Genomic DNA, 15,110 nt, shown 5'->3' on the forward strand with positions numbered 1-15,110 from the left:
CAATTTAAATCGTTGTCATAAAAAAGTGATATAACACCGGAAGAGTAAGATGGAATATTTACCGTTATTTGTGGATCTGCGATCCCGTAAAGTTGTGCTAGTTGGCGGTGGTGATGTTGCGGCACGTAAAGCAGAGCTGTTACTGAAAGTCGATGCAGCGCTTATGGTCATATCTCCTACATTAAGTCCGGTTTTACAACGTCTTTATGAGCAAAAAAAATTTATCTGGGTTAAGGAAGAGTATCATTTTTCTCATATCGAAAAGGCTTATCTAGTGATCGCTGCAACAGACCAACCTGCATTGAATGAGAAAGTTTTTCATGATGCGGAGTCACAACAAATTTTAGTTAATGTTGTGGATGAGAAACCATTATGTTCTTTCATTGTTCCGTCAATTATTGACAGAGACCCTGTCGTTATCGCCATCTCATCTGGGGGAACAGCGCCGGTTCTTGCTCGCTTATTGCGTGAAAAACTTGAAGCCATGTTGCCGAATTCGTTAGGGCATATGGCAAAAATAGCAGGGCGGTGGCGAGAAAAAGTCAAATCATCGATAACGAGCATGCGCGAACGAAAACGCTTTTGGGAAAAAAGCTTTAATGGTCGTTTTGCCTCGTTAGTTGAAAAAGGTCAACTCCTTGAAGCCGAACAGCAATTAGAGAAGCAATTATCTGAAAGGGATAATAGCGGCGAACTTATCCTAGTAGGCGCTGGGCCTGGTGATGCGGGCTTGTTGACGTTAAAAGGCTTGCAAGTTGTACAAAACGCGGACGTTGTTTTATATGACAACTTAGTCAGTGAGGAAGTACTTGATTTAGTGCGACGAGATGCAGACAAAATCTGTGTCGGAAAGCGAGCTCATCATCACTCGGTTTCACAAGAAGAAACGAATGCATTAATCGTCAAATTGGCTAAACAAGGAAAAAAAGTTGTTCGATTAAAGGGGGGGGATCCGTTTATTTTCGGGCGAGGTGGTGAAGAGCTTCAGGTTGCGGCAGAAGCTCAAATTCCTTTCCAAGTGGTTCCTGGTATTACAGCCGCGATTGGTGCAACCGCCTATGCGGGGATCCCGCTTACACATAGAGAACATGCTCAAAGCGTCACGTTTATCACGGGTCATTGCAAAAATAATGGTAACGACCTTGACTGGCCAGCGCTGGCTAGCGGACATCAAACATTAGCTATCTATATGGGAACGGTAAAAGCTGAATATATCAGTAAACAACTGATTGAGTTTGGACGTTCTCCAAACACACCTGTTGCGGTCATTGGTTGCGGAACACGCAATAATCAGCAGGTGCTTAGCGGGCAGTTACATGAATTAGAGACACTTGCTCAGCAAGCACCTTCCCCTGCTTTATTGGTGATTGGCGAGGTTGTTGCATTGCATCAACAATTAGCTTGGTTTGGTCATCATGGCGTGGAAAACAGATGGCGTTCCGCCGTGCTGGAATTGGCTTAAAAGGAGGCCATCATGAATGAAAAACGATTGACTCATTTGCAGCAACTGGAAGCCGAAAGCATTCATATTTTACGTGAAGTCGCGGCTGAGTTTGCAAACCCGGTAATGCTTTATTCAATAGGCAAAGATTCATCCGTCATGCTTCATCTAGCGCGAAAAGCGTTTTATCCGAGTAAATTGCCATTTCCGCTGTTACATGTTGATACTGGGTGGAAGTTCCGTGAAATGTATGAGTTTCGCGATAAAACAGCGAAAAATTATGGGTTTGAGCTTTTAGTTTATCGTAATCCAGAAGGGGCTAAACTGGGGATCAATCCATTCATACATGGTAGTGCAAAGCATACTGATATCATGAAAACAGAAGGATTGAAGCAAGCGCTCGATAAATATGGTTTTGATGCGGCATTTGGCGGTGCAAGACGTGATGAAGAAAAGTCACGAGCAAAAGAAAGAATCTATTCTTTTAGAGACCGCTCTCATCGCTGGGATCCCAAAAACCAACGCCCTGAGTTATGGCATAACTACAATGGACAAATAAATAAAGGTGAAAGTATACGTGTCTTTCCTTTATCAAACTGGACTGAACTGGATATTTGGCAATATATCTATTTGGAAAATATCGACATCGTTCCCCTTTATTTTGCGAAAGAACGCCCTGTGTTGGAGCGTGATGGCACATTATTAATGGTCGATGACGACCGTATTGACTTACAAGCGGGCGAAGTCATTGCTAAACGTAAAGTCCGTTTTCGCACTTTAGGATGTTGGCCATTAACTGGAGCCGTTGAATCACAGGCAGAAACATTACCTGAGATTATCGAGGAAATGCTGATATCGACAACCAGTGAGCGTCAAGGCCGATTAATTGATAGCGATCAGTCAGCATCAATGGAGCAAAAAAAGCGCCAAGGGTATTTTTAAGGGGGGAAACGTTATGGCAGATGTCGCATACAATGAAACAATTGCGGAGCAAATCAAGCAACAAGGTGGTGTGGAAGCTTATTTGTTAGCGCAACAGGAGAAAGGGCTATTACGTTTCCTGACTTGCGGGAATGTGGATGATGGTAAAAGTACGCTCATTGGTCGCTTACTTCATGACACACGGCAAATTTATGAAGATCAACTTTCTGTTCTGCAAAATGACAGTAAACGTATAGGAACACAGGGGGAAAAGTTAGATCTTGCGTTGCTGGTGGATGGTCTTGCAGCTGAACGTGAGCAAGGCATCACTATTGATGTCGCATATCGCTATTTCTCCACGCAAAAGCGTAAATTTATTATTGCAGATACGCCTGGGCATGAGCAATATACCCGAAATATGGCAACGGGCGCATCGACATGCTCACTTTCTATTTTGTTGATCGATGCTCGAAAAGGTGTTCAAGAGCAAACGCGGCGTCATAGCTTTATCAGCACATTGCTGGGTATCCGCCATTTAGTGGTTGCCGTCAATAAAATGGATTTGATGGACTATAGCGAAAGCGTATTCGAAAAAATTAAACAAGATTATCAGTCTTTTGCGACTGAGTTGCCTATCGACCTTAATGTATGGTTTGTGCCCATTTCGGCACTTGATGGCGATAATATTGTTAATAAAAGTCACAATCTACCTTGGTATCAAGGTGAGACGTTACTGCAAATTTTAGAGAATGTTCAGGTTCAGCAAAAAGCCTCAGAGCAAGCATTACGTTTTCCCGTTCAATATGTGAATAGGCCTAACCTTGATTTTAGAGGTTATAGCGGCACCTTATCTTCAGGAATAATTCATATTGGGCAGTCTGTTAAAGTACTTCCTTCTGGGCAGTTATCGCGAATCAAAGATATTGTCACTTTCGAGGGTTCACAACATTTTGCAATACCCGGTGAAGCCATCACGTTGGTCTTGGAAGATGATATTGATATTAGTCGCGGAGATTTAATTGTTGCCGAGGATGATACGCTAACAAGCACGCGTCAAGCGCTTATCGATGTTGTTTGGATGTCAGAACAACCATTGGTGCAGGGACAGCAGTTAGATATCAAAATTGCAGGCAAAAGAAGTCGAGCGAAGGTAGAAAATATTCAATATCAAGTTGATGTGAATAATTTGACGCAAAAGGTCGCGACTGAGTTACCGCTAAATAGTATTGGCCTTGTTGAATTCTCGTTTGATGAACCCCTGTTATTGGATAATTATCAACATAATGCGGATACCGGCGGCATGATCTTAATTGATAGGTTAACGAATGTTACAGCAGGCGCGGGGCTCGTTCGTGAAATTAAAGCAGATTTCATTGGGCAAGATGATCACTTTAGTGAATTTGAAATCGAGCTGAACAAGTTAATTAGGCGCCATTTCCCTCACTGGGGAGCTCGTGATTTGCTGGGTGGAAAATAACTATCATGGATTTGATTAATGAACATATTGTGTGGCATCCACATGCCATTACGCGTCAATTTAGAGAGCGAGCGAATGGCCATAAGGGGGCAGTGCTATGGTTTACGGGGCTGTCTGGCTCAGGTAAGTCAACATTGGCTGGTGCAATTGAACAAACATTAGCCGAGATGGAGATTAAGACTTACTTGCTTGATGGTGATAACGTACGCCATGGATTATGCCGCGACCTTGGTTTTAGCGAGGAAGATCGGCAAGAGAATATTCGACGCATTGGCGAAGTGGCTAAGCTGATGGTTGATGCTGGACTGATAGTTGCGACAGCGTTTATATCTCCTTATCGAGAGGACAGACAACGGGTTCGTGAATTGTTTGAAGCAAATCAATTTTTTGAATTGCACGTAGCAACACCAGTAGACATCTGTGAACAACGCGATCCAAAAGGGCTGTATAAGCAAGCGAGAGAGGGGAAGATAACGCATTTTACAGGGATTGACTCTCCGTATCAGGAGCCATTACAGCCGGAGTTACGCATTGATGGACGGCAGCCCATCGCTGATTCAATAACGCAAATTCTCCACCTGCTGAAAACTCAACAAGTTATTAAAACCTAATCTGTTATTCTCAAAAAGATGTTGCTGAATGGCCTTGAGTAGCATCTTTTCATCAACGACGCCGTTAAATCACATTTAATGGTATCTTCTTTTTACTTTCACGCTGATAAAATAACCTTTTTCTATTAAGATGTTGCACGAAAGTACAATCAATATTGTATTGGCGCTCGTATTTTTGTTGGCAAATTTCACTTGGATTGGTAATAGTGATTTTTATGATTCAAGGTACCCTATAATTTGCTAGTGAGAAACGGAACAAAAACAGCGTGATCAACACTAAATTGAGTGAATTTTAATCATATAATATGTGATTTACTCTGACTTTTATGACATTACTTTCTTCTTAGTAGCGTCATGAGCTGAGTTATGGGATGATTAGCAAATCATTTCAGGGGGCAGAATGGGCAAATTAACGCTTCTATTAATCGCAGTATTAGCTTGGACGCAATATTCTCTATGGTTAGGAAAAAATGGTATCCATGATTATGTGCGAGTAAAAGACGATGTTGCAGCGCAAGAAATTATCAATTCTCGCTTAAAAGTGCGTAATGAGCAGTTATTTGCTGAAATTAATGACCTAAACGATGGTCAAGATGCGATTGAAGAACGAGCTCGCACAGAACTCGGAATGATCAAACCTGGCGAATCATTTTATAGAATGGTCAAAGAAAGTAATAATCAGAAAGCATCTAATAATCAATAAATAACGTATTTGCTCATGAATTATTATCGCGATTGGCCATTAATTTCGATGTAAGATCCAACATAATGAATAACTCAATCATTGGGGAAAACCCGCAAATTGTTGCAATAATTCCCGCGGCAGGTATTGGCAGCCGTATGAATGCTGATTGCCCAAAACAGTATTTACAAGTCGCAGGGAAAACAATCATTGAACACACGATTAGTGCATTGTTACTCAACCCTAGCGTCACCCATATCGTTGTCGCACTCAGCCCGGATGATGATTATTTTGCTAAGCTTGATATTGCACAAGATCCGCGAGTGACCACAGTAAAGGGTGGAAAAGAGCGCGCGGACTCAGTGATGGCGGGGTTAAACCTTTTAGCCAAAAACGAAAGCATGCAAAATAAGTGGGTGTTGGTGCATGACGCAGCACGTCCTTGTTTGCATCAAGATGATTTAAATAAAATTATTCAGCTATCAACAAAAGAGTGTTGTGGCGGAATTCTTGCTGCGCCTGTTAGAGACACAATGAAGCGGAGTTTTAAAACGTCTGCTCTTATTGATCATACAGTTGAACGTGAAGCATTATGGCATGCATTAACCCCACAGTTTTTTCCATTATTGTTATTGCGGGATTGTTTAAGTAAAGCTTTGAAAGAAAATGCGGTTATCACAGATGAAGCCTCTGCCCTTGAATATTGTGGTTATCAACCTGTATTGGTTTCAGGGCGTTCAGATAACTTAAAAGTGACCAGACCAGAAGATCTTGCTCTGGCAGAATTTTATCTTTCTAAAATGAAATAAAAGGAATAAATCATGAGAGTTGGGCACGGGTTCGATGTACATAAGTTCGGTGGTGATGGTCCCATCATTATTGGTGGGGTTCGTATTCCATATGAACAAGGTTTATTAGCTCACTCTGACGGTGATGTTGTATTACATGCAGTAACGGATGCAATTTTAGGGGCTGCTGCACTCGGGGATATTGGTAAATTATTCCCAGATACCGATCCGGCCTATAAAGGTGCTGATAGCCGTGTGCTACTAAAAGAAGCTTATCGTCATGTACGTGCAAAAGGTTACAGTATCGGTAATATTGATGTCACTATCATGGCACAAGCCCCTAAAATGCTGCCACATATTCCACAAATGCGTGTCAATATTGCAGAAGACCTAGAATGCCATATGGATGACATTAATGTTAAAGCGACGACAACTGAACAATTAGGTTTTGTTGGTCGTAAAGAAGGTATTGCATGTGCTGCGGTAGTATTACTTGTTAAAGATAATGGTAGTGAAAATCATGAATGTACAGTACCTGCATGGTAAGCCGCTATCATTCGGTAAACTAAAAAGTCAGCCTGAAGACTTCATCGTTAAGGAAAACTTAGGTTTTGAGCTTGATGGAGAAGGCGAGCATGTTATGGTTCGTGTTGAAAAGATTGGCTATAACACGCTATTTGTTGCCGAGCAGCTCGCTAAGTTCGCAAAAATTTCAGCAAGAGCAGTAAGCTATGCTGGCTTAAAAGATCGCAATGCGATGACGGAACAATGGTTCTGTTTGCAGATGCCAGGTAAAGAAACACCTGATTTTTCTTTGTGGCAACTTGATGGCTGTCGAGTGATTGCGACAACGAGACAAAAAAGAAAATTGCGCATTGGCACCTTGAAAGGAAACCAATTTGAATTGACCATTCGGGAGATTTCTGATCCTGACGATGTCGAATTGCGTTTACAGAAAATAGCAGAGCAAGGCGTTCCTAACTATTTTGGTGAACAACGCTTTGGTCGAGATGGACAGAATTTAACTCAAGCGTTACGCTGGGCAAATCAAGAAATTACTGTTCGTGAGCGCAACAAACGAAGCTTTTATCTGTCAGCTGCACGCAGTGCGATGTTTAACCACGTGACGAGTGAGCGTATTGCGAACCAGACCGTCAATCAAGTGTTATTAGGTGATGCTCTTCAATTGACAGGGCGTGGCAGTTGGTTTGTGGCAACGACAGAAGAATTTTCTTCATTACAACCCCGAGTTGATACATTTGAACTTAGCATCACGGCACCTTTGCCCGGTGATGGTGAATTAGGTACGCAAGAAGATGCGCTAGCCTTTGAGACGGGTTGCTTAGAGAATTATCGCGCCTTGATAACATTGATGAAAACGGAACGGGTATCCTCAACACGTAGGGCGATGATGATGAAACCTCAAAACCTTCAATGGCAATGGGTTGATCAAACGACATTAAAAATGTGTTTTTTCCTTAATTCGGGAAGTTTTGCAACGAGCGTGGTGCGAGAACTTATTAATCAGGATAGTGCCGATGCTGAAAATTTTATTGAGTAACGACGATGGTGTGACAGCCCCTGGTATCCAAACACTGGCAGCTGCTTTACGCCAATATTATCAGGTGCAAGTGATTGCACCTGATCGTAATCGTAGTGGTGCATCAAACGCATTAACTTTAGATAAACCTTTAAGGATCCAAACACTGGCTAATGGTGACCTTTCAGTACAAGAAGGTACGCCGACAGATTGTGTTTATATTGGTGTTAACAAAGTGGTGAGACCAAGGCCTGATATTGTTGTATCTGGCATTAACTGTGGTCCTAACCTTGGGGATGATGTCATTTACTCAGGTACCGTTGCGGCAGCGACGGAAGGTCGACACTTAGGTTTACCTTCCATAGCAGTTTCTCTTGATGGTGACACGCATTTTGAAACCGCCGCAAAAGTGACTTGTGACATATTGGCATTGTTACAAAAAAATCCATTGCGAGCAGGCAATATATTGAATATCAATGTACCTGATATTCCTTACAATGAAGTGAAAGGGATTAAAGTCACTCGTTGTGGCAGTCGTCATGCCGCCTCTGAGGTTTACAATCTCGAAGATCCTAAAGGTAATATGCTGTATTGGCTTGGGCCAGTGGGGGAAATCCGCGATGCAGGGCCTGGTACCGATTTTGAGGCGGTATCGCAAGGTTATGTCTCCATTACGCCTTTACAAGTGGATTTAACAGCTTATAAAGCACATTCATTGATTGAAGAGTGGCTAGAGAAATCAGGAGTGAAAGTAGAATGAAAACAGGGCTCATGAAAGAACTATTGGCACAGTTACGCCAACAGGGAATTCACGATGAGCGCCTATTAGACGCTTTATCACGAGTTCCGCGTGAACGTTTTGTGGATGAAGCGCTTTCACATAAGGCCTATGATAACATCCCATTACCTATAGGTTATGGGCAAACTATTTCTCAGCCTTATATTGTTGCTAAAATGACCGCATTGCTTGCGGTTACACCGCAAGATCATGTTTTAGAAATAGGCACAGGTTCTGGCTATCAAACGGCTGTTTTAGCGCATTTAGCGGACCATGTTTTTTCAGTCGAAAGGGTGAAGAGTTTACAATGGACGGCGAAACGCCGTTTTAAACAACTTGATCTGCATAATATCTCTACTCGTCACGGTGATGGTTGGGAAGGATGGCAATCAAAAGGGCCTTTTGATGCGATTATCGTCACCGCAGCACCCAGTGAAATTCCTCCTCGGCTATTACAGCAATTAAAAGAAGGTGGGCGTTTAGTTTTACCTGTTGGGGATAAAGACCAAGCCCTCAAGTTGATTATTCGTCGAGGAAATGATTATCACGCAAATGTCATAGAGAAAGTGCGCTTTGTTCCTTTAGTTTCAGGTGACTTAGCTTAGCGATTTAGTGGCGATGATCTTCGACAAAATATGACCTTGACTGCTCTAAAACTGAGTAAGTCGCATTTTCTATTAAGTCATAATCTCAAATTGTTATATTTTTGATATATTTGGCTTGTTCAATAATTTATATTTCTGTTTTAATAAGCCAAATACTTTTCGTTTAAGAGTTTTAATGTTCTAAATAATTCAAGCTGTAGCTAGGTGATGCAGGGCCTATAAAAGAGGTGACCTATGCGCATAAACCTAGTTAACAATGCTGCAACTTGAAGTATGATGAGAATAATAGGCTCGAATGTTTTACTGACGCAAATTTAGTTGTGATGTCAGATTTTTCTTCACGGGAGAAGATGCATGAAAATTGTTAGCCCAATAAACAGAATTCGATGGGCGGTGATCTTTTCATTTGGCGGGGCATTACTGGCTGGATGTTCAACTCCGTACCATACAGCAGCGCCGATTACTAGCGTAAATGAAGGTCAAGGAAATCAATCAAGTCAACAAACAGTTCAAAGAACACCATCAAGCAATAGTGGTGGGACGAGTATTGCGATGCCTTCTTCACGGCCTAATTTGTCTGCAAATTCTTCATCATCTGTTCGCACGTCGGCCCCAGTGAATATGGATGGACAAGGCCGTATTATCTATAACCGTGACTATGGCAGTATTTCAAAAGGCAGTTATAGCGGTAGTACTTACACGGTACAGCGTGGCGATACGTTATTCTACATAGCGTATATAACGGGCAATGATTTCCGTGAGTTAGCATCGAAAAACAATATTCCAGAGCCTTATAGCCTAAATGTTGGGCAGGTGATCAATATTGGTAATGGAAATGTGAACTCAAACGGACAATTAGCATCAAATTCATCAAATAGTAACCAGCAACCGGTTGATCTTCGAACAACTAATGCGTATCCTGCAAATGGAAGCGGTCAAAATACGGGTAAAATGTTGCCTAATAATAAGAAGCCTGCAACGCAAGTTTCTACAGCAACAACCTCGACTGCTTCTACAACTTCTACGACGACAGCAAGCAGTACAAATAGCTCATCGATAAAATGGCGCTGGCCAGCAGAAGGGAAAATGATAGAAGGTTTCTCTGATGCGCAAGGTGGAAATAAAGGCATTGATATTGCCGGTTCACGAGGCCAACCTGTACTCGCTGCTGCTCCCGGTAAAGTGGTATACGCAGGAAATGCACTACGTGGATATGGAAATCTTATAATAATAAAACATAACGATGACTACCTAAGTGCTTACGCGCATAACGATACGTTACTTGTGCGTGATCAGCAGGATGTCGCTGCTGGGCAAAAAATTGCAACTATGGGTAGCACCGGTACAAGCTCGGTTAGGCTACATTTTGAAATTCGTTACAAGGGAAAATCAGTAAACCCGCTGCGCTACTTACCGCAGCGATAAACTGGGCAGAATGCAATGACATTCTGTCCTCATTATCAAGGGTAGGAGTCACTGATGAGCCAAAGTTCGCTGAAAGCTAACGAGTTATACAATGACCTCGACGACAGCATGATGGATGATGCTTTTGATGAGAGTCAATTCAAAGAAGAGGATCTGGTTGCAGAACTAGACGATGAAATGGACTTATTCCAGAGCACGAATTTGCGTGTTCTGGATGCAACCCAAATTTATCTCAGTGAAATTGGATTCTCTCCGCTCCTGACAGCTGAAGAAGAAGTTTTCTATGCTAGGAGAGCCTTGCGTGGTGACATTGCTTCACGTCAACGCATGATAGAAAGTAATCTTCGCTTAGTTGTTAAGATCTCTCGACGTTATAATAATCGGGGCCTAGCATTACTTGATCTCATTGAGGAAGGTAATCTAGGGTTAATTCGCGCAGTTGAAAAATTTGATCCTGAAAAAGGTTTCCGTTTTTCAACATATGCGACGTGGTGGATACGCCAGACGATTGAACGTGCCATCATGAATCAAACCAGAACCATCCGCCTCCCTATTCATATCGTCAAAGAGCTCAATATTTACCTTCGAACCGCCCGAGAATTAGCGCAAAAACTTGATCATGAGCCTAGCGCTGAAGAAATCGCCGAACAGTTAGATAAGCCAGTAGAAGATGTTAGCCGTATGCTACGTTTAAATGAACGTATTACCTCGGTTGATACGCCTATTGCCGGTGATTCTGAAAAATCTTTACTTGAGGTTCTATCTGATGAGAATGAATCAGGCCCAGAACATACAATTCAAGATAACAACTTAAAAGAAAACATTGTGAAGTGGTTATTTGAATTGAATCCTAAACAGCGTGAAGTATTAGCACGACGTTTTGGTTTATTGGGTTATGAGGCAGAAACGCTGGAAGAGGTTGGTCGAGAAATTGGATTAACACGGGAAAGAGTACGTCAGATTCAAGTGGAAGGGTTAAGAAGGTTAAAAGATATTTTACAAGGTGAGGATCTTTCTTTGGAAGCCTTATTTAATATGTAAAAATCGTTAACAGTAGATTATCAAAGCCCTCAGCGACAAACTGAGGGCTTTCTTTTTATGGATAATATGTCAAAAGAGGTTTGTCGCCTTAGGCTTTATATTGGCGCACCACTATGAAATTTGAAATCATTATCGGGAGACAGAATAAGCTGTGCTTCGATAATACCGAACATTTTAACGCGGTCACTGATATCTGTTTTACTGATAGATTGTGCTAGTTGCAGATAATCTTGATAGTGTCTCGCTTCCGAACGCAATAATGAGACGTAGAAATTAGCTAAATCATCATCTAAAAAAGGGGCTAGCTTAGCAAAGCGTTCACATGATCGGGCTTCAATATAAGCACCAATGATCAGTTTATCGACCAATGTTTGCGGCTCATGCCCACTCATATGGCTAAACAGACCTTTAGCATAACGGCTTGCTGTTATGCCATCATAAGGAATATTTCGTTGGTGCATAATTTCTAACACTTGATAAAAATGATGAAGTTCCTCTTTAATCAAGAGTACCATTTTATCAATTAAATCTTGGCTATAAGGAGACTGTTTTCTTGCTAGGATCTGTTTTGATATTTGGTTTTTATGCTTTAAAGTATCAACATTTCCTATACGATCGTAGGCAAAGTCTTCATAAGGTTTAAACCAAGCAAGCAGTGTCGCGGCACTCTCTTTATCAACGGCATATTTACGGATCAAAAACATTGCGCTTTGCGCCGCTTTTAATTCACATAAAAGGTGGTCTTTTAAGAGTATAGGTAAACTTTCAGGCTCACTTGCTTTTTTAACCCAACTATCAGGCGTTTCACAATGTAAAAACGCGCTGATAGGCGCCAGTAGCTCAGCGTGATCTTGCATACTACTTATCCATTTCCTTTAAACGATATAACCAATCTAATGCTTGTTTCGGTGTTAATCTATCAGGGTCGATAGTCTCTAATGCACTGAGAACTGGTGACGGTTCTTCAGGCGCTAAAAAGCTTAATTGTGCGCTATCAACATGGCTAGCATTGGTATTATTGGAAATGAACTCTAGCTCTTTAAGTTTTTGTTTCGCGCGTTTAATGACCTCTTTAGGCACGCCCGCAAGAGAAGCAACAGCGAGACCATAACTTTTGCTTGCCGCACCTTCTTGAACATTATGCATAAAGGCAATGGTGTCACCATGTTCCATCGCATCTAGATGGATATTAACAGCACCTTCTAATTTCTCAGGTAGTGTTGTTAATTCAAAATAATGGGTTGCAAATAAGGTCATCGATTTTATACGATTGACTAAATTTTCTGCACAAGCCCAAGCTAGAGATAGACCATCGTAAGTTGATGTTCCACGGCCAATCTCATCCATAAGGACCAAACTGTGTTCAGTCGCATTATGTAAAATATTAGCGGTTTCGGTCATTTCAACCATAAAAGTAGAACGCCCAGAGGCTAAATCATCTGAAGCACCAACGCGCGTAAAAATACGGTCTACAGGGCCAATAACGGCTTTAGTCGCGGGAACAAAGCTACCAATATAAGCAAGCAAAGTAATCAACGCAGTTTGGCGCATATAGGTACTTTTACCCCCCATATTGGGCCCTGTGATGATGAGGAGCCGGCGTTGCGGAGACAGCGAAAGCGGATTAGAGATAAATGGCTCGCTGAGTACTTGCTCTACGACAGGGTGACGACCTTCAGTAATATGAATGCCCGGTTTATCTGTCAGTTGTGGGCAAGTGTAGCCAAGCGTTTCAGCTCGTTCTGCTAAGTTGTTCAATACATCTAGTTCAGCTAGTGCTTCCGCACTGATTTGCAAATTGGCTAAATGGGGCAAAAGCATATCGAATAGCTCATCGTAAAGCGCTTTTTCAATCGCTAATGCTTTGCTTTTCGATGTTAGTACTTTGTCTTCGTACTCTTTTAATTCGGGAATAATATACCGTTCAGCGTTTTTCAGCGTTTGGCGGCGTACATAATGAATAGGGACTAAATGGCTCTGACCTCGACTAACTTGAATAAAATATCCATGCACCGCATTGTAGCCAACTTTTAGCGTATCAATACCGAGCTTTTCTTTCTCTCGAATTTCCAGTCTATCAAGGTAATCTGTTGCTCCATCAGCAAGCGCTCTCCACTCATCCAGCTCACTGTTATAGCCGGGGGCAATAACACCGCCGTCACGTACGAGCACTGGGGGGGCATCAATAATAGCGCGTTGTAACAGATCTTGTAGTTCATCAAACTGATTAATACGTTTTTGTAAGCTTTGTAAATATTCGCTGTTGGATTGGCTGAGAATTTGATGAATTTCGTGGTATTGCTCAAAAGCGTGGCGCATACGCGCTAAATCACGGGGACGAGCTGAACGTAATGCTAATCGTGCGAGTACACGCTCTAAATCACCAATTTGGCGAAGTAGGGGCTGTAATAACTCAAAGCCACACTGTTGTAGCGCCGTGATAGCCTGTTGACGATTATTAAGGGTTTGAATATGACGTAACGGTGTATGTAGCCAGCGTTTTAGCATACGACTCCCCATTGGGGTTACACATAGGTCTAAAATGGCTGCTAATGTATTTTCTGTTCCACCCGATAAATTTTGGGTGATTTCGAGATTACGGCGCGTTGCCGCGTCAAGAATAACACTATCGGATTGCCTTTCCATGATAATGCTACGGATATGGGGCAGTGCAGTGCGTTGCGTATCTTTAACATATTGAAGAAGACAGCCTGCTGCTCGTAGCGCTCTGGAAGCATTTTCAACACCAAAACCAATAAGGTCTTTTGTGCCGAATTGTAGACCTAACTGCTGCTTCGCTGTCTCTAATTCAAATTCCCATAAAGGACGACGACGTAGCCCTTTACAGTTCTCAATCAGAGTCATGCTGGTAAAGTCTTCAGGATAGAGTAACTCAGCAGGACGAGTGCGTTGTAATTCAGCTTGTAAGGCTTCTTCATCATCGATCTCACTGATCATAAACCGGCCTGAAGTAATATCTAAGGTGGCAAAGCCATAACCCTGTGGCTCTTGCCAAATTGCAGCCAGTAAATTGTCCTGACGCTCATTCAGTAATGCTTCATCAGTAATTGTTCCTGGGGTCACAATACGTACAACTTTTCGTTCAACAGGCCCTTTACTGGTTGCTGGGTCGCCTATTTGCTCACAGATTGCAACAGATTCACCCATTTGCACTAATTTTGCCAAATAGTTTTCCGCGGCGTGGTGCGGAACTCCCGCCATAGGTATAGGCTGACCCGCAGTTTGCCCACGCTTAGTCAGTGAAATATCTAATAATTGAGACGCCTTTTTGGCATCATCAAAGAAAAGCTCGTAAAAATCTCCCATACGATAGAACAGCAGTATATCGGGATGTTGTGCTTTTAGTTTTAAATACTGCTGCATCATTGGTGTATGGGATTCGAAATTTTGGTTGTCAGTCATAGCATTGTCTGTTGTTACTTAATGAGTTTATGGAGTTTTACGAGTATTAGTACCTGATTGCATTTTACTTATCACTGTTACAGTATCACAGAGTTAGCCCAATTAGTGATTCAGCGTTGGCCTATTGTATAACGTCTTGTTAGAAATTCATCCGCAAACATGGATATGAGTAAAAATTTAGGAAAAGATTCGCAGAAATTAGGTTAATAGAAAAAGAGTCTGTGCCAATTTGGCATGACTCTACCTCAAATTGTACGTTGTCTCTCTCGTGAATGTTCGGAGAAAATGGCTGTTTTTAACCAGTAATAACCTTAAATTTTATGTTTAAGTGTATTTAAAAATTAGCCACTTTACCCGTGAGCTTATCTTCCGTGACCA

The 15,110-nt window shown here is 42.0% G+C and carries 14 protein-coding genes; 12 read left to right on the plus strand and 2 right to left on the minus strand.

From position 1 onward, the window contains the following. Positions 1-49: 49 nt before the first annotated feature. From cysG to rpoS, 12 genes are all read left to right on the plus strand, one after another. On the plus strand, positions 50-1,462 hold the full coding sequence (cysG, locus tag ACWPW6_RS04860; RefSeq protein ID WP_154622371.1) for a siroheme synthase CysG: 1,413 nt from the start codon (positions 50-52) through the stop codon (positions 1,460-1,462). Positions 1,463-1,474: 12 nt separating this feature from the next. Then, positions 1,475-2,383 (plus strand): sulfate adenylyltransferase subunit CysD, encoded by a 909-nt coding sequence (gene cysD, locus ACWPW6_RS04865; protein WP_154622370.1) that lies wholly within the window; start codon positions 1,475-1,477, stop codon positions 2,381-2,383. Positions 2,384-2,396: 13 nt separating this feature from the next. Beyond that, positions 2,397-3,839, plus strand: a complete 1,443-nt coding sequence (gene cysN, locus ACWPW6_RS04870; RefSeq protein WP_163860783.1) for a sulfate adenylyltransferase subunit CysN — start codon at positions 2,397-2,399, stop codon at positions 3,837-3,839. Between the two features lie 5 nt (positions 3,840-3,844). Then, a complete protein-coding gene (cysC, locus tag ACWPW6_RS04875; protein ID WP_163860784.1) occupies positions 3,845-4,450 on the plus strand; it encodes an adenylyl-sulfate kinase in 606 nt (201 codons plus the stop codon). 400 nt (positions 4,451-4,850) lie between these two features. Further along, positions 4,851-5,153, plus strand: coding sequence for a cell division protein FtsB (gene ftsB / locus ACWPW6_RS04880; protein ID WP_154622367.1), 303 nt, complete (start codon positions 4,851-4,853; stop codon positions 5,151-5,153). A gap of 65 nt (positions 5,154-5,218) precedes the next feature. Beyond that, complete coding sequence (gene ispD / locus ACWPW6_RS04885; protein WP_250000078.1) at positions 5,219-5,941, plus strand: 2-C-methyl-D-erythritol 4-phosphate cytidylyltransferase; 723 nt, start codon at positions 5,219-5,221, stop codon at positions 5,939-5,941. A 12-nt stretch (positions 5,942-5,953) separates the two neighbouring features. After that, complete coding sequence (ispF, locus tag ACWPW6_RS04890) at positions 5,954-6,466, plus strand: 2-C-methyl-D-erythritol 2,4-cyclodiphosphate synthase (RefSeq protein WP_154622365.1); 513 nt, start codon at positions 5,954-5,956, stop codon at positions 6,464-6,466. Then, positions 6,432-7,481: a tRNA pseudouridine(13) synthase TruD gene (truD, locus tag ACWPW6_RS04895; protein WP_163860785.1), complete on the plus strand. Its 1,050-nt coding sequence runs from the start codon at positions 6,432-6,434 to the stop codon at positions 7,479-7,481. Before ispF ends, truD begins: the two co-directional genes overlap by 35 nt. After that, positions 7,459-8,220, plus strand: coding sequence for a 5'/3'-nucleotidase SurE (surE, locus tag ACWPW6_RS04900; RefSeq protein ID WP_163860786.1), 762 nt, complete (start codon positions 7,459-7,461; stop codon positions 8,218-8,220). The genes truD and surE overlap by 23 nt, the downstream gene beginning before the upstream one ends. Further along, on the plus strand, positions 8,217-8,843 hold the full coding sequence (locus tag ACWPW6_RS04905; RefSeq protein ID WP_154622362.1) for a protein-L-isoaspartate(D-aspartate) O-methyltransferase: 627 nt from the start codon (positions 8,217-8,219) through the stop codon (positions 8,841-8,843). Before surE ends, ACWPW6_RS04905 begins: the two co-directional genes overlap by 4 nt. 354 nt (positions 8,844-9,197) lie before the next feature. Then, positions 9,198-10,268: a murein hydrolase activator NlpD gene (nlpD, locus tag ACWPW6_RS04910; RefSeq protein ID WP_163860787.1), complete on the plus strand. Its 1,071-nt coding sequence runs from the start codon at positions 9,198-9,200 to the stop codon at positions 10,266-10,268. Between the two features lie 54 nt (positions 10,269-10,322). Continuing rightward, positions 10,323-11,309, plus strand: a complete 987-nt coding sequence (gene rpoS / locus ACWPW6_RS04915; RefSeq protein ID WP_154622360.1) for an RNA polymerase sigma factor RpoS — start codon at positions 10,323-10,325, stop codon at positions 11,307-11,309. A 95-nt stretch (positions 11,310-11,404) separates the two neighbouring features. Here rpoS and miaE read toward each other — a convergent pair whose 3' ends face one another. Next, the gene (gene miaE / locus ACWPW6_RS04920) at positions 11,405-12,166 is read right to left on the minus strand and encodes a tRNA isopentenyl-2-thiomethyl-A-37 hydroxylase MiaE (RefSeq protein ID WP_163860788.1); all 762 of its coding nucleotides are present in this window, start codon (positions 12,164-12,166) and stop codon (positions 11,405-11,407) included. Between the two features lies 1 nt (position 12,167). Next, complete coding sequence (gene mutS / locus ACWPW6_RS04925; RefSeq protein WP_154622358.1) at positions 12,168-14,732, minus strand: DNA mismatch repair protein MutS; 2,565 nt, start codon at positions 14,730-14,732, stop codon at positions 12,168-12,170. Positions 14,733-15,110 lie beyond the last annotated feature (378 nt).

This window comes from Providencia sp. Marseille-Q8014 (genome assembly GCF_965112055.1).